The sequence below is a fragment of the Variovorax ureilyticus genome, from assembly GCF_037889935.1.
In the GTDB taxonomy this organism is placed as follows: Bacteria; Pseudomonadota; Gammaproteobacteria; order Burkholderiales; family Burkholderiaceae_C; genus Variovorax; species Variovorax ureilyticus.
The window spans coordinates 37,245-57,057 of the sequence record NZ_JBBKZU010000020.1 but is presented as its reverse complement, the minus strand read 5'-3'; the positions used below and the strand labels follow the sequence as shown (position 1 = coordinate 57,057).

Here is a 19,813-nt window from a genome sequence, read left to right as displayed (position 1 = left end):
TCCTTTCAGGTTTGGATTCTTATATTTAGCCCTAAAAGAATTCGCGAAGATATAAAGTCGAGATTTATTTAAATTGTCGAATAGACTTTTTAGCTATTTGGGAATTAGGTCTTATATCTATAGCGCTAAAGCGCTCAGTGCATCTAAAGGTACGTCGCGTTTTTCCTCCTACCCTTGGTGGTACCAAGGCCCCCCATCGTTCGTGTGATCCCGGGACCGACGGACAGCTGCAGTGGGATGTCTTTTGGGGGTGTCCCTGGGCGCCTGGAACAGGTACCCAGGGAGCTTGCTCCACTGGTGGAGCAGGGCAGGCGACACTGACCTGCTACCCACCTACCGCCTGATGCTGGTCAGTGTTCTTCCAGCAATTCCGGAGGCATATAGCTACCCCAACCCACATGCTTGACTTCAACGGTCATCTGCTCCGTGAGAAGATCTTTGACGACCATTTCGTAATTGGTATAGGTGCCATCTCCAGGCACACCGACGGAGATAAAAAAGCAATTGTTCTTGAGGCAATCGCTTCCCTCCAATCCCCAAGCAACTCCATAGGTATTGTCAGGAAAAAGGAAATGGCTCATCTCGCCATTGCGGTGTACTTCCATACGGCGCTCTTCGTACTCTTCGCCGAGGCAGCGAAGGATGGCGGTCCAGATTTCACGCTCTTGATCTGTAAGGTCAGGTGAACGCATGATTCAATTCTCCGGTTTGTATTTGACAATCTTGGTCACAGTGACATCGCCCGTATATTTCTCATCAGTGGGTTCAGTGGTAATGAGCCCGCCTTCATTTGGATGAAATTGAATTGTGACAATGTTGTCCCAGACCACTTGTTTGAGTTCAAAAGCAGGTGGGGGCCACCCATTCTCAAACATAGACGCCAGAGCCATAAACAGTGAATTGTCTGTATCGATCCTTTGTTTCTTAGACATCGCTGGCCTCCACCTCTTCGACAGGCTGCGTGAGGTCCAGGTACACCAACCCAGGGCCATTGGGGCGACCAATATTTCCAAGTTCGGTTTGATCCAGCTTCACCTTAGCAGCCGCGACAAATTCCTCACGGGTTCCATTGCCGGTCATGAAATGATGGAGGCCGACATTCCACTTACCATTGCCTCGCTCACTGATAATCAAAAGCGCGTCCCACTTCTCGGGGCTACTCCGGCAAACGATCATCTGAGTAGCACAATAATCGAGATACTCCAAGGGATCGAGTTCATCCAAGCTGAAGACCCTCATGAAGTTGCCCTTGTCGGTGACCTTGAAATCTCCATTCGCCTGAATGGTGCCAGTTACACTGAAATCTTCGCTCTTGTAATTGATGAACTTGACATTGACCTTTTCCCCTGGAGGCATCAACTTCATGATTTCAGCAAACGAAGAAATGAACTGATCCGTATTAATAGGCTTTTCAGAGATGACCTTAATGAATCGAGGCAGAGACCTGCTTTTATCAAGGATGCTGACATGCATATGACCAGCTCCTTCATATGTTTCACAAGGATCGCGGTCAAGTTCACACCGACCATAGAGAACGGTCAAGCGATCGCAGAGTTGTTGAAAATCGAGAGACATATAAGCTCCTACAAAAGATGACTTCGTGAAATGCGCTTGCCCTTGGGAACAAGCACTTCTTTGTGAGACAAACTCTCCAGCCAATTCAGAACAGCTTGCTTTTGGTAAAGGAAGCTGTTCCCTGCCAAGACATATGGTGGCCCGCGTTTAAGCGACCTCCACTTAGTAGCTGTAATGCTCGTGATCCCACAGAGTTCCAGCAGCTGCGGCTCTGTCAGGTATCCCAGGTCGTTGGCAATTGAAGTGAGTTCGTCGTCCACGCGGCCAATACTTGCAAAGCGATGGAGGCGCTGCAACCGATTTACGAAATGCGATGGGCTAAACAGGTGGAAGAGGGCTCACTGACTTTTGCAAAGCCCCTATCCATGCCAAGCGCGAGACGATTCATTTACAAATAGGGATAAACCCGATGGCCCAAATAGAAACGCCCACATTGACCAATGTCAATGTGGGCGTGAGGGTCTATTTAACAGGACTCAAATGCATCGCTGTTAACAGGTCTGTGTTAACGCGATTCCTTAAAAAATAAAAAGCCCCGTTCAACGGGGCTTTGATTTTCAGTCTGCTGCGGCAAGTTCTTCGAGCTGTTTCCGAATCGCTTTGATTCGTTGAGAGCGCATGCTCGCTTCGCTTTGGTATCGCCTCCACTCTGCGAGCTGTTCGAGTGTCATGGAGGCGAGCCGTTTTTTGCGTGATGCCATGGAGGCTTGGGACGGCGTCAGCTTTGGGGCTTCAGGGGCAATGGTCTTGGTCATCGAGGTTCCTTGAGTTGGTGAAGAAGGAACCTTGATAGTGTCGAGACTATCGACTTTCGCGAATGGTTAGTCCTGCTCTACCGTCGGCTTCTTGGCGGGCTTGTACTTCGCGAGCACGTCTGCCGGGGTCACCTTGGTATACCTGCGCAGCATCGCCCAATCCCTATGGCCCGTGAGCAGCGAGGCGGTGGGGATGTCCAGGCCGTCACGGAAGAACTGGGCGGTGGCCGCATGTCGCAGGTCATGGAAGTGCAGGTCTTCAATCCCAAGGGCCGCCACTGCACGCGTGAAGGCAGCTGAGACAGCGACCCTCGTCACGCCTTCAAAGACCTTGCCGCGTTTCCGCTTGCCCACCATCTCCTTGACGATGGCCAGCGCGTCAGGGAGGAGGGGCACCAGCTGGTCATTGGTTGCCTTGATGGTTGGGTCAGGGTGCTTGCGTGACCTGATCCAAATAGTGGAGGCCTCTGGATCGAAGTCAGCCACGTTGAGTTTGACAATCTCCCCAAGCCTCATGCTCGACGCAAGGGCGAACTCGCAGATGGTCTGCATGGGGTTCTTGAGTCGATCGCGACCAGCCCAGTAGGCGTAGAGCTTCGACAACTCGTCAGCGGTAGGTTCCCGCGACCGTTCACCGGGCCTGGTAGAGATGCCTCGATAGGTGATCGCTTTCCTAGCGTTCTTGGCGAGGTCAACATCAAGGTTGAGACGCCGAGCATGCTTGCCGAAGCTGAGCACCGATGAGAGGGAGCTGAGGTACATCGCGACGGTCACACCTCCAGCTCCCGCCTTCAGGCGCTTGTCCACCCAGTCATTTAGGACAACAGCGGAAAGCTTGGACAATTGGATAGCGCCCAAGTCGCGCTTGAGTAGTTCGAGAGCAAGGCGCTTGGACCTGCCGTAGGTCTTGGGGGTGTCCTGGATATAGCGATCGATGAGGTCAGCCAGCGTCGATCCCTTGGGAACGGTTCGCAGGTTGCCGGTCTTCGCTGCCTGGGCTTCGGCATCCCAAGCGACAGCAGCTGCACGTGCTTCTGCTGGTGTGGTGAAAGTCCCGTTCTTGTAGAACCCGGTCGTGTGATGACGGACAGTGACGCGGATCTTTCCAGAGGGGAGTGTGGTGATAGAGGCCACGTGTGAGTACAGGTTTGGAGGTATTGGATGGTCCTAGATAATGTACTCCGCGTGTGTATCCCGTGTGTATGAGACTCCAAAAACAGGGGGTTTTTGCCTCCATGTTGTTAACATGAATCCTTTAAAATCAACGAGTTACGAGGGGCGCATATCGGTTGCTCCGATGATGGATTGGACGGATCGCCACTGCCGCTACTTCCATCGCCTTCTCACGCGCCGCGCGCTGCTCTACACCGAGATGGTGACGACCGGCGCGCTGATCCACGGCGATGTGCCGCGCCATCTGCGCTTCAACGCCGAAGAGCATCCGGTCGCTCTGCAACTCGGGGGCAGCGAGCCCGCCGATCTCGCGCAGTGCGCGAAGCTGGGCCAGGAATGGGGCTACGACGAGATCAACATCAACTGCGGCTGCCCGAGCGAACGGGTGCAGCGTGGCGCCTTCGGTGCCTGCCTGATGAACGAGCCGGACCTCGTTGCCGATTGCGTCAAGGCCATGGTCGACGTGGTGGACGTGCCGGTCACGGTCAAGCACCGCATCGGCATCGACAAGGTCGAGAGCTACGAGTTCGTGCGCGACTTCATCGGCAAGGTGAGCGAGGCGGGGTGCGATACCTTCATCGTCCATGCGCGCAATGCGTGGCTCAAGGGTCTGTCGCCGAAGCAGAACCGCGAAGTGCCGCCGCTTCGCTACGAGATCGTGCACAGGCTGAAGCACGAGTTTCCGGCGTTGCGGATCTCGATCAACGGCGGCCTGAACGACAACGCCGGGATGCACGCGCACCTGCGCCTTCTCGACGGGGTGATGATCGGGCGCGAGGCCTATCACAACCCCTGGTGGCTCGCGGAGTGGGACGCCGCCTTCTTCGGCGATGAACCCACCACGCTCACGCGGGAAGAGGTCGAAGAGCAGATGTGCGACTACATGGCGCGCGAGGCCGCCGAGCACGGCACGCCCTGGTCGAACATCGCGCGCCACATGCTCGGCCTGCGCAATGGCCTTCCGGGGGCGCGGCGCTGGCGGCAGGTCTGGAGCGACCACCGCCTCAAGTCGCACGCGCCGCACGAAGTCATGGCGATCGCGCGCGAGCCGGTCGCGCAGGCCGCCTGAGCCGCGCTGCCCGATCAAGCGGCCATGAGATGCGCCTCGGGCACGTCCTCGATGGTCGTTCGGCGCAGTTCGCGCCGCTCGCTGATGTCGTAGCGCCGCCCCCGGTGCAGCGTGCTGCGGTTGTCCCACATCACGAGGTCGTGCACCTGCCATTCGTGGCGGTAGACATGTTCGCGCTGCGTGGCGTGCTCCAGCAGGTCCTGCAGATACATGCGGCCTTCCGCGATCGGCCAGCCGATGATCTCCCGCGCATGCACGCCGACGAAGAGCAGCTTGCGCCCTGAGCCCGGATGCGTCTGCACCAGCGGCCACACCGCGGGCGGGATGGTCTTCTTCTGATCGTCGGTATAGGCATCGTCGCCCAGCAGGATGCGCGTGTGCAGCGCGAAGTGCTCTGCGCAGAGGCCTTCGATCTCGGCCCGGGTGCGCTCGGGCAGGCTGTCGTATGCCGCGCGCAGGTCCGCGAATTCCGTGGTGCCGCCCCAGCTCGGAAGGACGAGCGCATGCAGCATCGAGTACGCGGCGCGCGGGTTCTGGAACGAGCTGTCGCTGTGCCAGAGCTGGTTGGCGAAGTTCGAGAGGTTCTTCGGCGAATCGCGTCGCGCGACATTGCCCTGCGCGTCGACATTGGAGATGTCGATCAGGCGCTCGTCTTCGAGTCGTTCCTGCCGCTTGAACACTTTCTTGAGGCCGAGGTCCAGCGGGCCGAAGGACTTGGCGAAGTCGATCTGCTGCTGGCCGGTGAGCGCCTGGCCGCGCCAGACGAGCACGGCGTACTCGTTCATGGCCGCGTTGATCTGCCGCACCTGCGTGTCGGAGAGCGGGCGCGTGATGTCGATGCCGCTGGCCTCGGCGACGAAGACGGGATGGAGGGGCTTGAGCTTGAGGGACATGGTGGGTTGGGAATGGATTGGAGGAACGCTCACTCGGCCTGGATGCCCGCTTCGTTGATGACGCGCGCCCAGCGGGTCATTTCGGATTGCACGAAGGCGTCGAATTGCTGGGGCGTGGAAGCGACCACCTCCATGCCCTGTTCCTCGATGCGCTTTCGCATCTCGGGGTTGCGCAGGACCTTCTCGGTGTCGGCCTGGATCTTCTGGACGATGGCGCGCGGCGTGCCGTGGGGCGCGACGAAGCCCAGCAGCGCGTTGACGTTGAAGCCGGGGATCGTCTCGGCAACCGTCGGATAGTTGAAGCCTTCGACGCGCTTCGGGCCCATCGTCGCGATCATCTTCATGCGCCCGGCCTTCACGAAAGGCAGCACCGACAGGAAGGGGTCGACCACGATGTCGATGCGTCCGCCCATGAGTTCCGTATGCGCGGGTGCGCTGCCCTTGAAGGGCGAATGGAGCATGTCGAAGCCTGCTTCGCGCTTGAGCAGTTCGGCGCCCAGGTGGGTCGTGCTGCCGGCGCCCGGGGTGCCGTAGGTCAGCTTGCCGGGGTTCTTCTTGGCGTAGGCGACGAGTTCTGCCAGCGTGTTGAAGGGCGCATCCGGGCGGGCGACGATGGCCAGTTGCAGGTTCGCGATCTGCGTGATGCCCTGGAGATCCTTGACGGTGTCGTAGGGCAGCGTCTTTCGGAGGGACGGATTCACCGCGAAGGAGGAGTTCACCATCCCGATGGTCAGGCCGTCCGGCGGGGCCTTGGCGACGAAGTCGACGCCGATCGCAGTGCCTGCGCCGGGCTTGTAGTCGACGAGCACCGGCTGGCCCCACATCTCCTGCAGCTTCTGGGCGATCAGGCGGCCGACAGTGTCGGTCGGCCCGCCGGGCGCGAAGGGGATGATGATCTTCACGGGGCCCTTCGGAAAATCCTGGGCGGCGGCGTCGAATCCGATGCCCAGGCCTGCGGCCATCAGGGTGCCCGTCAGGAGAAACCTGCGGCGGGAAGTGGAGGTTGCTTGTCTCGTCATGGTAATTTATGGAACAGTGTTTTGAAATAATAGCGACTACTTGACCGTCGTCAACGACTTCTTGAGAAAATATGAAACAACGTTTTGAAAAATGGATGTGCCGATGACCGATCCCATGGGCGGTTCCGCGAAGGACGAAGTAACTGCGCTGGCGCGAGGCCTGGCCGTGCTCAAGGTCGTCGGCGACGCGGCCGGCCCGCTCAGCAACCGCGACCTGGCCGACGCGACGGGCATCCCCAAGGCCACCGTTTCGCGGCTCGCCGCGACGCTGGTGGCCAATGGCTACCTGAGGCAGTCGCCCGATACGGAGCGCTTCACCCTCGGTCCGGCGCTGCTGGACATGAGCACGCGGTACCTGCGGCACTTCGATCTGCGCTCACTGGCGCGGCCGCACCTCACCGCGCTGGCCGAGTTCGCGGGCGCCAGTGTTCACGTGGGGGTGCGCGATGAACTCGACATGCTCATCATCGATTCGATCCGTCCGCGCACCGCGCTCATCACCTCGCGCATCGAAGTCGGCTCGCGCATGACGATCGCAACCTCTGCCGCGGGCCGGGCGTATCTTGCGGCGCTGCCGCCGGCCGACCGCGAAGATTTGCTGGGCCAGATCAAGCTTGCGAGCGGCGAAAACTGGGCCGAACTGGCGCCGCGGATCATGGCCGGCATCGAAGAGCATGCGCGGCTGGGGTACTGCGCTTCGTTCGGGGAATGGCACCCGCACATTCATGCGCTGGGCTTCGCGCTTCGCGGGCCGCGCGGCGAACGCTATGCGGTGAGCTGCGGGGGGCCGGCCTATCTGCTGCCCAGGGAGACGATGGTCGGACGCATCGCGCCGCGCCTGCTCGAAACCGTGCGGCAGATCAACGCCGAGATGGGGATCTCCGCCCCCGCGGCCGGCTGATCGCGGTCAGGCCGCGGCCTCCAGGCCGTTGCGGAAGTGCTGCTGCATGCGGGCCATCGCGCTCGCCCGGTCGCGTTCCTTGATGGCGGCCATGACCGCGCGGTGCTCCTTCAGCGATTCGCTGATGCGCCCCGACTTGAGCAGCGAGTTGTGGCGATTGAGCTTCATCACCTTGCGCAGGTCGGCCACCACCTGATCGCGCCAGCGGTTGTTGGCGATTGCGAGCAGGCGCATGTGGAAGCGCTCGTTGATCGCGAAGAAGTTCTCCCGATCCACATGGCCCGGCCGCGCCGCGGCTTCGAGTTCGGCATGCAGCGCTTCGAGTTCGGTCAGTTCGGCGTCGGTGGCGCGCTCGGCCACCACGCCGGCGGCGTCACTCTCCAGCAGGCTCAGCAGGTGATACACGTCGGCCAGATCCTTGTCCGACACCTCGGTGACGTAGGCGCCGCGGCGAACCTTCATCGTCACCAGCCCTTCGGCTGCCAGCACCTTCAGCGCCTCCCGTAGCGGCGTGCGGCTGATGCCGTATTCCTCGGCTAGCTTGAGTTCGTCGATCCAGCTTCCCGGTTCGAGCTCGCGTTTGAAGATGCGCTGGCGAAGCAGCTCGGCGACTTCTTCGTAGAGCGCACGAGGGGTGAGGGTGGCGGCTGACATGGTTAGAACTGTAACCCAAATTTTGGGTTTGAATTAATAATTACAGATGGGTTAGACTCGCGATCATCCCGTGCTGCGCCCCTGCGCACGCACCCCCAGAGACCCGACCGACCACAGAAGAACGGCGCCATGAGCAAACCCGAACCGCAATTTTCCAATGCCACCCTCGAGGCCTGGGCCAAGGCCGCCACCAAGTCGGCGCCCGGCGGGGATGTGAATGCATTGAACTGGATCACGCCGGACGGCATCACCGTCAAGCCTCTCTACACGGCCGCCGACCTCCAGGGCCTGAAGTACACCGACACCCTGCCGGGCTTCGAGCCCTACCTGCGCGGTCCGCAGGCGACGATGTACGCGGTGCGCCCGTGGACGATCCGCCAGTACGCGGGCTTCTCGACCGCCGAGGAATCGAACGCCTTCTACCGCAAGGCGCTCGCCGCGGGCGGCCAGGGCGTGAGCGTGGCCTTTGACCTCGCCACCCATCGCGGCTACGACAGCGACCATCCGCGCGTGACCGGCGACGTGGGCAAGGCCGGCGTGGCGATCGATTCGGTCGAGGATATGAAGATCCTCTTCGACCAGATCCCGCTCGACAAGGTCAGCGTCTCGATGACGATGAACGGCGCGGTGCTGCCGGTGCTCGCGGGCTACGTGGTTGCGGCGGAAGAGCAGGGCGTCGCGCAGGACAAGCTCAGCGGAACCATCCAGAACGACATCCTCAAGGAGTTCATGGTCCGCAACACCTACATCTTCCCGCCCGAGCCGTCGATGCGGATCATCGGCGACATCATCGAGTACACGGCCAGGAACATGCCGAAGTTCAACTCGATCTCGATCAGCGGCTACCACATGCAGGAAGCCGGTGCCAACCAGGCGCTCGAACTGGCCTTCACGCTCGCGGACGGCAAGGAATACGTGAAGACGGCGCTGGCCAAAGGCCTGGACGTGGACGACTTCGCGGGTCGGCTGAGCTTCTTCTGGGCCATCGGCATGAACTTCTATCTCGAAGTCGCCAAGATGCGCGCGGGACGCCTGCTGTGGTGCCGGATCATGAAGGAGTTCGAGCCCAAGAACCCCAAGAGCCTGATGCTGCGCACCCACTGCCAGACCTCGGGCTGGTCGCTCACCGAGCAGGACCCGTACAACAACGTGGTCCGCACCACGATCGAGGCGATGGCCGCGGTCTTCGGCGGCACGCAGAGCCTGCACACCAACGCGCTCGACGAAGCGATCGCGCTGCCGACCGAGTTCAGCGCCCGCATCGCGCGCAACACGCAGCTCATCATCCAGGAAGAGACGCACATCACGAACGTGATCGACCCTTGGGCTGGCAGCTACATGATGGAGAAGCTCACGCAGGACATGGCCGATGCCGCCTGGAAGATCATCGAAGAGGTGGAGGCGATGGGCGGCATGACCCGCGCGGTCGACAGCGGCTGGGCCAAGCTCAAGATCGAAGCCGCGGCCGCCGACAAGCAGGCGCGCATCGATTCGGGCAAGGACGTGATCGTGGGCGTCAACAAGTACAAGCTCAAGGACGAGGACACGCACGACATCCTCGAAATCGACAACGTCAAGGTGCGCGAAAGCCAGATCGCCCGGCTCAAGAGCATCCGCGAGAAGCGCGACGGTGCCGCGGTGCAGGCGGCGCTCGATGCGCTCACCGCCGCGGCGGACAGCGGCCAGGGCAACCTGCTCGACCTGAGCATCAAGGCGGTGCGGCTGCGTGCCACTGTCGGCGAGATCAGCGATGCGCTCGAGAAGGTCTATGGCCGGCATCGCGCCGACACGCAGAAGGTCACCGGCGTCTATGCCGCGGCCTACGACTCGGCCGAAGGCTGGGAAGCGCTCCAGAAGGAAATCGCCACCTTTGCCGAGGAACAGGGCCGCCGCCCGCGCGTGATGATCTCCAAGCTCGGCCAGGACGGCCACGACCGCGGCGCGAAGGTCGTCGCGACCGCTTTCGCCGATCTCGGCTTCGACGTCGACATGGGCCCGCTCTTCCAGACGCCCGAGGAATGCGCCCGCCAGGCCATCGAGAACGACGTGCACGCCGTGGGCGTGAGCACGCTCGCGGCCGGCCACAAGACGCTGGTGCCCGCCATCATCGAGGAACTGAAGAAGCAGGGCGCCGACGACATCATCGTGTTCGTGGGCGGCGTGATCCCGCGCCAGGACTACGACTTCCTGTACGACGCGGGCGTGAAGGGGATCTACGGCCCCGGCACGCCGATCCCGGCCAGCGCCAAGGACGTGCTGGAGCAGATCCGCGCGGCGGTCGCGGTCGAATGAGCCCCCACACTCACTTCGTTCGTTGCCCCCCGAGGGGGTGCTCAGCGTCCTTCGGGCGGCCGGGCGGACGCTGACATGCCGCTTCGAACCCCGTTCACGGCCGAGGCGCTTGTGACGTCGGAAGGGCCTGCCCAGCGCCGCGCGATCGCGAAGACGATCACGCTGCTCGAAAGCACCCGCGCCGACCATCGCGCGCAGGCCGACGAACTGCTGACCGCCTTGCTGCCGCACACCGGCAAGTCGTTCCGTCTGGGAATCTCGGGTGTGCCCGGCGTGGGCAAGTCGACCTTCATCGAGGCGCTGGGGCTGTACCTGATCGGGCGCGGGCATCGCGTGGCGGTGCTGACCATCGATCCGTCCTCGACCGTATCTGGCGGCTCCATCCTCGGCGACAAGACGCGGATGGAAAAGCTCTCGATCGACGAGCGCGCCTACATCCGCCCGAGCCCTTCGTCGGGCACGCTCGGTGGCGTCGCGGAAAAGACGCGCGAGGCGATGCTGGTGTGCGAGGCCGCCGGCTACGACATCGTGATCGTCGAGACGGTCGGCGTCGGCCAGAGCGAAACCGCGGTCTCGGGCATGACCGACATGTTCGTGCTGCTGCAGCTGCCGAACGCGGGCGACGATCTGCAGGCGATCAAGAAGGGCGTGATGGAACTCGCCGACCTGGTCGTCATCAACAAGGCCGATCTCGACAAGGACGCCGCCACACGCGCGCAGGCGCAGATCACTTCCGCGCTGCGCCTGTTCGGGCACCACGGCAATCCGGCGCATGCGCATGTGGTCCATGGGTCGCACGGCGGGCACGGCACTGCAGCGCCGGAAGCCCAGTGGCAGCCCAAGGTCATCCAGCTCAGCGCGCTGGTCGGCACCGGCGTCGATGCCTTCTGGGACGCCGTCCTCGAATTCAAGTCCGTGCAGACCGCCAACGGCCGCCTCGCCGCGCGGCGAGAGAAGCAAGCGCTTGCGTGGATGTGGGAGCGCATCGACGCAGGCCTCAAGCAGGCGTTTCGCCAGCATCCGGCAGTGCGCGAGCTGCTGCCGCAGGCCATCGCCCAAGTCGCGGCGGGCACGCTCCCGGCGTCGACGGCCGCACGCAATCTTCTGGCGTCGCAGGCTGGACAGGCGTAGCCTGCCGTCCATGCCAAATGCGAAGAACCCGACACCCCGCAAGATCAACTCCGACTCCCCTCAAGCCATGAAAGAAATCCTCGAAGAACTCGAAAAGCGCCGTGAGCAGGCTCGCCTCGGCGGCGGACAGAAACGCATCGATTCACAGCACGCCAAAGGCAAGCTCACTGCGCGCGAGCGCATCGAGCTGCTGCTCGACGACAACACCTTTGAAGAGTGGGACATGTTCGTCGAGCACCGCTCCAGCGACTTCGGCATGGCCGACAACAAGATCCCGGGCGATGGCGTGGTCACCGGCTACGGGATGATCAACGGTCGGCTGGTCTTCGTCTTCAGCCAGGACTTCACCGTCTTCGGCGGCGCGCTGAGCGAAGCGCACGCCGAGAAGATCTGCAAGGTGATGGACCAGGCCATGAAGGTCGGCGCACCGGTGATCGGCCTCAACGATTCGGGCGGCGCGCGCATCCAGGAAGGCGTGGCCTCGCTCGGCGGCTATGCCGAGGTGTTCCAGCGCAACGTGATGGCTTCCGGCGTGGTGCCGCAGATCAGCATGATCATGGGCCCCTGCGCGGGCGGCGCGGTGTATTCGCCGGCCATGACCGACTTCATCTTCATGGTCAAGGACAGTTCCTACATGTTCGTGACCGGCCCCGAGGTGGTGAAGACGGTGACGCACGAGGACGTGACCGCCGAGGAGCTCGGCGGCGCTTCCACCCACACCAGCAAGAGCGGCGTCGCCGACATGGCGTTCGAGAACGACGTCGAGGCGCTGATGATGCTGCGCCGCCTCTACAACTACCTGCCGCTCAACAACCGCGAGAAGCCGCCGGTGCGCCCGAGCGGCGATCCGGCCGACCGCGCCGACCTGTCGCTGGACACGCTGGTGCCGGACAACCCGAACAAGCCCTACGACATGAAGGAGCTGATCCTGAAGGTGGTCGACGACGGCGACTTCTTCGAGCTGCAGCCCGACTACGCCAAGAACATCGTGATCGGCTTCGCGCGCATGGAAGGGCAGAGCGTGGGCATCGTCGCCAACCAGCCGCTGGTGCTGGCCGGCTGCCTGGACATCAAGTCGTCGATCAAGGCGGCGCGCTTCGTGCGCTTCTGCGATGCCTTCAACATCCCGGTCGTGACCTTCGTCGACGTGCCCGGCTTCATGCCCGGCACCAGCCAGGAGTACGGCGGCATCATCAAGCACGGCGCGAAGCTGCTCTATGCGTACGCCGAATGCACGGTGCCGAAGATCACCGTCATCACGCGCAAGGCCTACGGCGGTGCGTACGACGTGATGGCCTCGAAGCACCTTCGCGGCGACGTGAACCTCGCCTGGCCGCGCGCCGAGATCGCGGTGATGGGCGCAAAAGGCGCGGTGGAGATCATCTTCCGCGAAGACAAGAACGACCCCGAGAAGCTCGCCGCGCGCGAAGCCGAATACAAGGCGCGCTTCGCCAACCCCTTCGTGGCCGGCGCGCGTGGCTATATCGACGACGTGATCCTGCCGAGCGAAACCCGCAAGCGCATCTGCCGCAGCCTCGTCATGCTGCGCGAGAAGAAACTCGAGAACCCGTGGCGCAAACACGGCAACATCCCCCTCTGAGCGCGCGAGAGAACGTCACTATGTTTAAAAAAATACTCATTGCAAACCGCGGAGAAATCGCCTGCCGCGTCATCAAGACCGCGAAGAAGATGGGCATCCTCACGGTGGCCGTTTATTCCGATGCCGACAAGGAAGCGCGCCATGTCGAACTGGCCGACGAGGCGGTGCACATCGGCGCCTCGCCGAGTCGCGAAAGCTATCTGCAGGCCGACCGCATCATCGAGGCCTGCAAGAAGACCGGCGCCGAGGCCGTGCATCCGGGCTACGGCTTCCTGTCCGAGAACGAAGCCTTCGCGCGCAAGGTGGAAGAGGAAGGCATCGTCTTCATCGGCCCCAAGCACTATTCGATCGCGGCCATGGGAGACAAGATCGCCTCGAAGAAGCTCGCGAAAGAGGCCAAGGTCAACACGATTCCCGGCTGGAACGATGCCATCGATTCGGCCGAGCGGGCGGTCGAGATCGCCAAGGACATCGGCTACCCGGTGATGATCAAGGCATCGGCCGGCGGCGGCGGCAAGGGTCTGCGCGTGGCCTTCAACGACAAGGAAGCCTTCGAGGGCTTCACCTCGTGCCGCAACGAGGCGCGCAACAGCTTCGGCGACGATCGCGTCTTCATCGAGAAGTTCGTCGAGGAGCCGCGCCACATCGAGATCCAGGTGCTGGGCGATGCGCACGGCAACGTGATCTATCTGAACGAACGCGAATGCTCGATCCAGCGCCGGCACCAGAAGGTGATCGAGGAAGCGCCGTCGCCGTTCATCAGCGATGAGACGCGCAAGGCCATGGGCGAGCAGGCGGTGGCGCTGGCCAAGGCCGTGAAGTACCAGAGCGCCGGCACGGTGGAGTTCGTGGTCGGCAAGGACCAGAGCTTCTACTTCCTCGAGATGAACACGCGGCTGCAGGTGGAGCATCCGGTGACCGAGGCCATCACCGGTCTGGACCTGGTCGAGCTGATGATCCGCGTCGCCGCGGGAGAGAAGCTGCCGCTTTCGCAGCAGGACGTGAAGCGCGACGGCTGGGCGATCGAGTGCCGCATCAACGCGGAAGATCCATTCCGCAACTTCCTGCCGTCGACCGGGCGCCTCGTGCGCTTCCAGCCGCCGAAGGAGACGATGTTCTCGGCCGACACCGAGCATCTCCATGGCGTGCGCGTCGACACCGGCGTGTACGACGGCGGCGAGATCCCGATGTTCTACGACTCGATGATCGCGAAGCTGATCGTGCACGGGCGCGACCGCGCGCACGCGATCTCGATGATGCGCGAGGCGCTCAACGGCTTCGTGATCCGGGGCATCAACAGCAACATCCCGTTCCAGGCGGCGCTGCTGGCGCATCCGAAGTTCGTCAGCGGCGATTTCAACACCGGCTTCATCGCCGAGCACTACGGCAAGGGCTTCCATGCGGAAGATGTGCCCCATGACGATCCGGACTTCCTGGTTGCGCTCGCCGCCTACATGAACCGCCGCTATCGCGCCCGCGCATCGGGCATCAGCGGCCAACTCGATGGGCACGGCGTCAAGGTGGGCGAGCAGTTCGTCGTGGTCGTGCTCGACGAGAAGGGGGAGCACGTTCACAAACCGGTGTCGGTCTCGGATTTCCATGGGCAGACGGGTTCGAGCGCGGTCACCGTGGGCGATCGCAGCTACAAGATCGACAGCAAGGCGGCACTGGGGAGCATCCGCGTCGAAGGTGCGGTCAACGGCCGCGCGTTCACGGCCCAGGTCGAGCGCGGCGCGGGCAAGAATCCACTCGCGCTTCGCATCTCGCACAACGGGACCCAGATCGAGGCGGTGGTCCTGTCGCGTCTCGGTGCGCGCCTGATGAAGCTGATGCCCTACAAGGCACCGCCGGATCTCAGCAAGTTCCTGATGTCGCCGATGCCGGGCTTGCTCGTCGAGGTGTCCGTGCAGCCGGGCCAGCGGGTGCAGGCCGGCGAGAAGCTCGCGGTGATTGAGGCGATGAAGATGGAGAACGTGCTCTTCGCGGCCCGCGATGGCGTCGTCGGCAACATCGCGGCCGCCAAGGGCGAATCGCTCTCGGTCGACCAGGTGATCCTGGAGTTCGCGTGATGGATCGGCCGTTCAAGGTGCTGGGCGTCCAGCAGATTGCGATTGGCGGGCCCGACAAGCTGCGCCTGCGCAAGCTCTGGGTCGAGATGCTGGGGCTCGAAGTCACCGGCACGTTCAGGAGCGAGCGCGAGAATGTCGACGAAGACATCTGCGCCATGGGCAGCGGTCCCTTCAAGGTCGAGGTCGACCTGATGCAGCCGCTCGATCCCGACAAGAAGCCGGCCGTTCACTCGACGCCGCTGAACCACGTCGGCTTGTGGATCGACGATCTGCCCCGTGCGGTCGAATGGCTCACGTCACGGGGTGTCCGCTTTGCGCCGGGTGGCATTCGCAAGGGGGCGGCGGGCTTCGACATCTGCTTTCTCCACCCCAAGGGCAACGAGGAATTTCCGATTGCCGGGGAGGGTGTGCTGGTCGAATTGGTTCAGGCGCCGCCGGAGGTCGTCAAGGCTTTCTCGGCATTGGCCGGCACCTGAAGCGCGTAGGCGCTCAGGCGCCCGGACGGCGCCAGACCGCCAGCGTGGCTGCCAGCAGCCACATACCCGCCGCACAGCCGCGATTGAGCATGCGCAGGCTGCGCTGCGACAGCCATCGCACCGCCTGCGAGCCGGCCGTCGCGTAGCCGAGCATGACGCAGGTGTCGATGCCGACGAAGACCGCGCCGAGGATCACGTATTGCATGCCTTGCGGCCGCGCCGTATCGACGAACTGCGGCAGGAAGGCCGCAAAGAAGATCAGCGATTTCGGGTTGGACAACGCCACGGCCAGGCTGCGCGCCAGCGCGAGCCGTCCACGCAGCGGTTTGGCGGCCGCGGCGGTCAGTTCGGACGCGACATCCGTCGGCTGTGCGCGCCAGAGCTTCACGCCGAGCCAGACGAGATACGCGACGCCGAAGATCCGGATCGCGTTGAAAAGGTATTCGGACGCGGCGAGGATCGAACCCAATCCCAGCGCCACCGTGCCGATCACGATGGCGCTGCCCAGCGAGGCGCCCGCGATGCCCCAGGCCGCCGCGCGCATTCCGCCCGCGATGCCGTTGGACATTGCCAGCAGCATCGTCGGCCCCGGGGTGATCGCGAGGGCGAGGGAGGCAATGACGAAGAGGAGAAGGGTGTCGACGCTCATCGCTTTCCGGATTCGGCAGTGGGTTTGCCGGCGCGTGCGCGCGCCAGCGCGGCCTCGATGATCGCGCGTTTGCGGTCCGTCGGGGCGGCCGGTGGCGTCGCTTCCGCTGCCGGGACGTGTTTCTGGCGCCGCTCCTGGAGTCTCTCGTAGCGTTGGCGCGCATGGTCGGCTTGCGCCTGCGACCATGCCTGCCAACCCGACCTGCCCGGCGTGGCGGACTCCATCGAAATGCAATCGACGGGGCACACCGGAATGCAGAGTTCGCATCCTGTGCAGTGCGCCTCGATCACCGTGTGCATGCGCTTGTTGATGCCGACGATCGCGTCGGTCGGGCAGGCATCCAGGCAGAGCGTGCATCCGATGCACCACGCTTCGTCGATGACCGCGAGCATGCGCGGACCTTCGACACCGAAGTGCGGATCGACGGGGCCGGCGGACTGGCCGGTCAATTGCGACAGGCGGATGACGCCTTCCTCCCCGCCGGGCGGGCACTGATCGATGCCGGCCTCGCCGGCTTCGATCGCCTTGGCATACCCCGCACAGTCCGGGTAGCCGCAACGCGTGCATTGCGTCTGCGGCAGCGCCTCGAGAAGGCGCGAGGCCAGCGGGATCACGATGTCACGGCGATTTGCGCGCGGCTGTACGGGTCCGGGGCGCGCTGGTCTTGCGTGCGGCGGCCGACGTCGCGCGCTTCCTGGCCCTCGACGGGGCCGGAACCGCATCTTCCTGGGCCAGGACTCCCTGCGGCGCGCGCGTTTGGGGCTGATCGTGCTCCAGGATGAATGCCGTGACTTGCGGATACACCTTCTCGCGCCAGCGGCGGCCGCTGAAGATGCCGTAGTGGCCGGCGCCCTTGACTTCGAGATGGTGCTGTTCGCTGGAAACGATGCCGGTGCACAACTCGTGGGCGGCCCGCGTCTGGCCGGAGCCCGAGATGTCATCGAGTTCGCCTTCGATGGTGAGCAGGCCGGTCGAGTGAATGTCCTGCGGACGAACCAGTTCCTGCGTGCCTTCCGGACTCTTCACTTCCCAGGTGCCGTTGACCAGGTCGAACTCCTGGAACACCGTGCGGATGGTTTCCAGGTAGTAGTCCGCATCCATGTCGAGCACGGCGTTGTACTCGTCGTAGAAGGTGCGATGCGCTTCGGCGCTGGCATCGTCGCCCTTGATCAGGTTCTTGAAGTAGTCGTAGTGGCTGCTCGCGTGGCGGTCCGGGTTCATAGCCACGAAGCCTGTGTGCTGCAGGAAGCCCGGGTACACGCGCCGGCCCACGCCCGGGAAGCCGTCAGGCACGCGATAGATCACGTTGTTCTCGAACCATTCGAAGCTCTTGTTCATCGCCAGGTTGTTGACCGCGGTCGGCGACTTGCGAGCGTCGATGGGACCGCCCATCATGGTCATCGAGAGCGGGGTCTTCTCGCCTCGGCTCGCCATGAGCGACACCGCAGCCAGAACCGGCACCGTGGGCTGGCACACGCTGATGACGTGGCAGGTGCCGTACTCGCCCTGGAGGTAGCGGATGAACTCCTGCACGTAGTTGACGTAGTCGTCGAGGTGGAATTCGCCCTTCGAAAGCGGCACGAGGCGGGCATTGACCCAATCGGTGATGTAGACCTTGTGGTCCTGCAGCATGGTCCGCACGGTGTCGCGCAGCAGCGTCGCGTAGTGGCCTGACAACGGAGCGACGATGAGGACGACCGGCTGACTCTTCAGTGTCTGAAGTATTTTGGGTTCATCGGTGAAGCGCTTGAAGCGACGCAGCTGGCAGAAAGGCTTGTCGACTTCGATGCTTTCATGGATGACGACGTCGCGACCGCCGACGTTGACGGTCTTGATGCCGAATTCCGGCTTTTCGTAGTCCTTGCCGAGACGGTAGAGAAGGTCGTAGCCGGCGGCCATGCGCTGTGCGATGGGCGTCTGACCGAACACGGCGCCCTGGCCATAGAGTTTGGAAGCTGCCTGGGCGAAGTCCGCAAAGGGCTCCATCAGGGAGCGTTGCGCTTCATAGAGTTGGTAGAGCATCGGAGGGCCCAATTAGTTATTGCGATGCAATATATCAGCAGCTCAACAGCCGAAATAGAGTGTGCGCCCCACTTAAGAGCCGCACTTGTGACATTGAGCCTGTGCGAGCGTTTGCAACGCAGTCGCGGATGCCTCAGATGCCGTCAGTCGCGGCCATCGGACGGCGTAGTCCGCCGCCTTCGGCCGGGAACTGGACGACCCCGGCGCCGCAGTCCTCCGCGGCGCCGATCGGTTTCAGAGAACCTTCGCGATGCTCTGGCAGACGTAGTCGATGTTCTTGCTGTTGAGTGCCGCGACGCACATCCGGCCGGTATCGGTGCCGTAAACGCCGAACTCGTCGCGCAGGCGAACCATCTGGGCCTTGGTGAGGCCCGAATAGCTGAACATGCCGATCTGCGAGGTGATGAAGCTCATATCCTGCTTCACGCCGGCGGCCTTCAGGCCGTCGACCAGCTTCTGGCGCATGGCCTTGATGCGCACGCGCATCTCGGCGAGTTCCTCTTCCCAGACGGCACGGCGCGCCGGATCGTTGAGCACCGCGGCCACCACGGCGCCGCCGTGGATCGGCGGGTTGCTGTAGTTGGTACGGATCGCGATCTTGAGCTGCGACAGCACGCGGGCGGCCTCTTCCTTGTCCTTGCACAGCACCGACAGGGCGCCGACGCGTTCGCCGTAAAGGCTGAAGCTCTTGGAGAACGAGGTCGAGACGAAGAAGGTCAGCCCCGCGTCGACGAACTTGCCGATGACCGCGCCGTCCTCGGCGATGCCGTTGCCGAAGCCCTGATAAGCCATGTCGAGGAACGCGGTGAGATTGCGCGCCTTGACGGCGGCGATGACCTGGTCCCACTGCGCGGGCGTGATGTCGTAGCCGGTCGGGTTGTGGCAGCAGGCGTGCAGCACGACGATGGTGCCGGCGGCCGCGGTCTGCAGGGCCGTGAGCATGCCGTCGAAGTTGATGCCGCGCTTGGCGGCGTCGTAGTACGCGTAGGTTTCGACGGTGAAGCCGGCGTTGGTGAAGAGGGCGCGGTGGTTTTCCCAGCTCGGATCGCTGATCAGCACCTTGGCCGACGGGGAGAGCTTCTTGAGGAAGTCGGCGCCGACCTTGAGGCCGCCCGTGCCGCCGATCGCCTGGATCGTGGCGATGCGACCCGACTTGACGGGTTCGCTGTCGGCGCCAAAGACGAGGCCCTTGACCGCGTTGTCGTAGGCGACGATGCCGTCGATCGGCAGGTAGCCGCGCGCGCTGGGCGCCTTCATCATGTCCTCTTCCGCCGCCTGGACGCACTTCAGCAGCGGCAGCTTGCCGTTGTCGTCGTAATACACGCCAACGCCGAGGTTGACTTTTTGCGGGTTGCTGTCGGCGGCGTATTGCTCGTTGAGGCCCAGGATCGGGTCGCGGGGCGCCATCTCGACGGCGGTGAACATAGACATGGAGAAATCCTTTGGGGGGTGGACGATTCGCGTGAATCCGGAGCAGCGTTTAAGCTTTCCGGTTCGCTTGAATTTTACCGGCCGCGCCCGCACCTTTCCCGCTC

General features: G+C 63.0%; 19 protein-coding genes. 7 read left to right on the top strand and 12 right to left on the bottom strand.

Translation table 11 applies throughout. The features are described 5' to 3' along the window. Window positions 1-350 precede the first annotated feature (350 nt). From WKW77_RS30620 to WKW77_RS30600, 5 genes are all read right to left on the bottom strand, one after another. Entirely contained in the window at window positions 351-692 is a 342-nt protein-coding gene (locus WKW77_RS30620) for a hypothetical protein (protein WP_340360659.1), read from the bottom strand. A 3-nt stretch (window positions 693-695) separates the two neighbouring features. Continuing rightward, window positions 696-932, bottom strand: a complete 237-nt coding sequence (locus tag WKW77_RS30615) for a hypothetical protein (protein ID WP_340360658.1) — start codon at window positions 930-932, stop codon at window positions 696-698. Then, entirely contained in the window at window positions 925-1,575 is a 651-nt protein-coding gene (locus WKW77_RS30610) for a hypothetical protein (RefSeq protein ID WP_340360657.1), read from the bottom strand. The genes WKW77_RS30615 and WKW77_RS30610 overlap by 8 nt, the downstream gene beginning before the upstream one ends. Before the next feature lie 557 nt (window positions 1,576-2,132). After that, the gene (locus WKW77_RS30605; RefSeq protein WP_340360656.1) at window positions 2,133-2,330 is read right to left on the bottom strand and encodes a hypothetical protein; all 198 of its coding nucleotides are present in this window, start codon (window positions 2,328-2,330) and stop codon (window positions 2,133-2,135) included. Between the two features lie 66 nt (window positions 2,331-2,396). After that, the gene (locus WKW77_RS30600; RefSeq protein ID WP_340360655.1) at window positions 2,397-3,464 is read right to left on the bottom strand and encodes a tyrosine-type recombinase/integrase; all 1,068 of its coding nucleotides are present in this window, start codon (window positions 3,462-3,464) and stop codon (window positions 2,397-2,399) included. A gap of 112 nt (window positions 3,465-3,576) precedes the next feature. On the opposite strand from WKW77_RS30600, the gene dusA reads away from it, so the two are divergent. Further along, a complete protein-coding gene (dusA, locus tag WKW77_RS30595; protein WP_340360654.1) occupies window positions 3,577-4,572 on the top strand; it encodes a tRNA dihydrouridine(20/20a) synthase DusA in 996 nt (331 codons plus the stop codon). Window positions 4,573-4,586: 14 nt separating this feature from the next. Here the strand turns inward: dusA and WKW77_RS30590 are convergent, their stop codons facing one another. After that, window positions 4,587-5,465 carry a TauD/TfdA dioxygenase family protein gene (locus WKW77_RS30590; RefSeq protein ID WP_340360653.1) on the bottom strand — a complete coding sequence of 293 codons (879 nt, stop codon included), beginning with the start codon at window positions 5,463-5,465 and terminating at the stop codon, window positions 4,587-4,589. 29 nt (window positions 5,466-5,494) lie between these two features. Then, a complete protein-coding gene (locus WKW77_RS30585) occupies window positions 5,495-6,484 on the bottom strand; it encodes a tripartite tricarboxylate transporter substrate binding protein (protein ID WP_340360652.1) in 990 nt (329 codons plus the stop codon). A 103-nt stretch (window positions 6,485-6,587) separates the two neighbouring features. On the opposite strand from WKW77_RS30585, the gene WKW77_RS30580 reads away from it, so the two are divergent. Next, entirely contained in the window at window positions 6,588-7,385 is a 798-nt protein-coding gene (locus WKW77_RS30580) for an IclR family transcriptional regulator (protein ID WP_340360651.1), read from the top strand. A 6-nt stretch (window positions 7,386-7,391) separates the two neighbouring features. Here the strand turns inward: WKW77_RS30580 and WKW77_RS30575 are convergent, their stop codons facing one another. Beyond that, window positions 7,392-8,039 (bottom strand): GntR family transcriptional regulator, encoded by a 648-nt coding sequence (locus WKW77_RS30575; protein ID WP_340360650.1) that lies wholly within the window; start codon window positions 8,037-8,039, stop codon window positions 7,392-7,394. Between the two features lie 129 nt (window positions 8,040-8,168). On the opposite strand from WKW77_RS30575, the gene scpA reads away from it, so the two are divergent. From scpA to WKW77_RS30550, 5 genes are all read left to right on the top strand, one after another. Continuing rightward, a complete protein-coding gene (gene scpA / locus WKW77_RS30570) occupies window positions 8,169-10,331 on the top strand; it encodes a methylmalonyl-CoA mutase (RefSeq protein WP_340360649.1) in 2,163 nt (720 codons plus the stop codon). Between the two features lie 75 nt (window positions 10,332-10,406). Continuing rightward, window positions 10,407-11,462 (top strand): methylmalonyl Co-A mutase-associated GTPase MeaB, encoded by a 1,056-nt coding sequence (meaB, locus tag WKW77_RS30565; protein WP_340360648.1) that lies wholly within the window; start codon window positions 10,407-10,409, stop codon window positions 11,460-11,462. A gap of 67 nt (window positions 11,463-11,529) precedes the next feature. Continuing rightward, window positions 11,530-13,062 carry an acyl-CoA carboxylase subunit beta gene (locus tag WKW77_RS30560; RefSeq protein ID WP_340360647.1) on the top strand — a complete coding sequence of 511 codons (1,533 nt, stop codon included), beginning with the start codon at window positions 11,530-11,532 and terminating at the stop codon, window positions 13,060-13,062. Window positions 13,063-13,082: 20 nt separating this feature from the next. Continuing rightward, window positions 13,083-15,131, top strand: coding sequence for an acetyl-CoA carboxylase biotin carboxylase subunit (locus WKW77_RS30555; RefSeq protein ID WP_340360646.1), 2,049 nt, complete (start codon window positions 13,083-13,085; stop codon window positions 15,129-15,131). Beyond that, window positions 15,131-15,607, top strand: a complete 477-nt coding sequence (locus WKW77_RS30550; protein ID WP_340360645.1) for a VOC family protein — start codon at window positions 15,131-15,133, stop codon at window positions 15,605-15,607. The genes WKW77_RS30555 and WKW77_RS30550 overlap by 1 nt, the downstream gene beginning before the upstream one ends. Before the next feature lie 13 nt (window positions 15,608-15,620). On the opposite strand, the gene WKW77_RS30545 is transcribed toward WKW77_RS30550, so the two are convergent. The 4 genes from WKW77_RS30545 to WKW77_RS30530 all read right to left on the bottom strand — a co-directional run bounded on the left by WKW77_RS30545 (window position 15,621) and on the right by WKW77_RS30530 (window position 19,709). Further along, complete coding sequence (locus WKW77_RS30545; RefSeq protein ID WP_340360644.1) at window positions 15,621-16,256, bottom strand: LysE family translocator; 636 nt, start codon at window positions 16,254-16,256, stop codon at window positions 15,621-15,623. After that, window positions 16,253-16,870 carry an RnfABCDGE type electron transport complex subunit B gene (locus WKW77_RS30540; RefSeq protein ID WP_340360643.1) on the bottom strand — a complete coding sequence of 206 codons (618 nt, stop codon included), beginning with the start codon at window positions 16,868-16,870 and terminating at the stop codon, window positions 16,253-16,255. Before WKW77_RS30540 ends, WKW77_RS30545 begins: the two co-directional genes overlap by 4 nt. 4 nt (window positions 16,871-16,874) lie before the next feature. Beyond that, window positions 16,875-18,278 (bottom strand): polyhydroxyalkanoate depolymerase, encoded by a 1,404-nt coding sequence (locus WKW77_RS30535; protein ID WP_340360642.1) that lies wholly within the window; start codon window positions 18,276-18,278, stop codon window positions 16,875-16,877. Between the two features lie 234 nt (window positions 18,279-18,512). After that, complete coding sequence (locus tag WKW77_RS30530; protein ID WP_340360641.1) at window positions 18,513-19,709, bottom strand: amino acid aminotransferase; 1,197 nt, start codon at window positions 19,707-19,709, stop codon at window positions 18,513-18,515. Between the last annotated feature and the right edge of the window lie 104 nt (window positions 19,710-19,813).

What these genes read in the sequence shown, in the direction of transcription:
- WKW77_RS30620 (WP_340360659.1), bottom strand. Translation starts at nt 692, where the DNA reads ATGCGTTCACCTGACCTTACAGATCAAGAGCGTGAAATCTGGACCGCC.
- WKW77_RS30615 (WP_340360658.1), bottom strand. Translation starts at nt 932, where the DNA reads ATGTCTAAGAAACAAAGGATCGATACAGACAATTCACTGTTTATGGCT.
- WKW77_RS30610 (WP_340360657.1), bottom strand. Translation starts at nt 1,575, where the DNA reads ATGTCTCTCGATTTTCAACAACTCTGCGATCGCTTGACCGTTCTCTAT.
- WKW77_RS30605 (WP_340360656.1), bottom strand. Translation starts at nt 2,330, where the DNA reads ATGACCAAGACCATTGCCCCTGAAGCCCCAAAGCTGACGCCGTCCCAA.
- dusA (WP_340360654.1), top strand. Translation starts at nt 3,577, where the DNA reads ATGAATCCTTTAAAATCAACGAGTTACGAGGGGCGCATATCGGTTGCT.
- WKW77_RS30590 (WP_340360653.1), bottom strand. Translation starts at nt 5,465, where the DNA reads ATGTCCCTCAAGCTCAAGCCCCTCCATCCCGTCTTCGTCGCCGAGGCC.
- WKW77_RS30585 (WP_340360652.1), bottom strand. Translation starts at nt 6,484, where the DNA reads ATGACGAGACAAGCAACCTCCACTTCCCGCCGCAGGTTTCTCCTGACG.
- WKW77_RS30580 (WP_340360651.1), top strand. Translation starts at nt 6,588, where the DNA reads ATGACCGATCCCATGGGCGGTTCCGCGAAGGACGAAGTAACTGCGCTG.
- WKW77_RS30575 (WP_340360650.1), bottom strand. Translation starts at nt 8,039, where the DNA reads ATGTCAGCCGCCACCCTCACCCCTCGTGCGCTCTACGAAGAAGTCGCC.
- scpA (WP_340360649.1), top strand. Translation starts at nt 8,169, where the DNA reads ATGAGCAAACCCGAACCGCAATTTTCCAATGCCACCCTCGAGGCCTGG.
- meaB (WP_340360648.1), top strand. Translation starts at nt 10,407, where the DNA reads ATGCCGCTTCGAACCCCGTTCACGGCCGAGGCGCTTGTGACGTCGGAA.
- WKW77_RS30560 (WP_340360647.1), top strand. Translation starts at nt 11,530, where the DNA reads ATGAAAGAAATCCTCGAAGAACTCGAAAAGCGCCGTGAGCAGGCTCGC.
- WKW77_RS30555 (WP_340360646.1), top strand. Translation starts at nt 13,083, where the DNA reads ATGTTTAAAAAAATACTCATTGCAAACCGCGGAGAAATCGCCTGCCGC.
- WKW77_RS30550 (WP_340360645.1), top strand. Translation starts at nt 15,131, where the DNA reads ATGGATCGGCCGTTCAAGGTGCTGGGCGTCCAGCAGATTGCGATTGGC.
- WKW77_RS30545 (WP_340360644.1), bottom strand. Translation starts at nt 16,256, where the DNA reads ATGAGCGTCGACACCCTTCTCCTCTTCGTCATTGCCTCCCTCGCCCTC.
- WKW77_RS30535 (WP_340360642.1), bottom strand. Translation starts at nt 18,278, where the DNA reads ATGCTCTACCAACTCTATGAAGCGCAACGCTCCCTGATGGAGCCCTTT.
- WKW77_RS30530 (WP_340360641.1), bottom strand. Translation starts at nt 19,709, where the DNA reads ATGTCTATGTTCACCGCCGTCGAGATGGCGCCCCGCGACCCGATCCTG.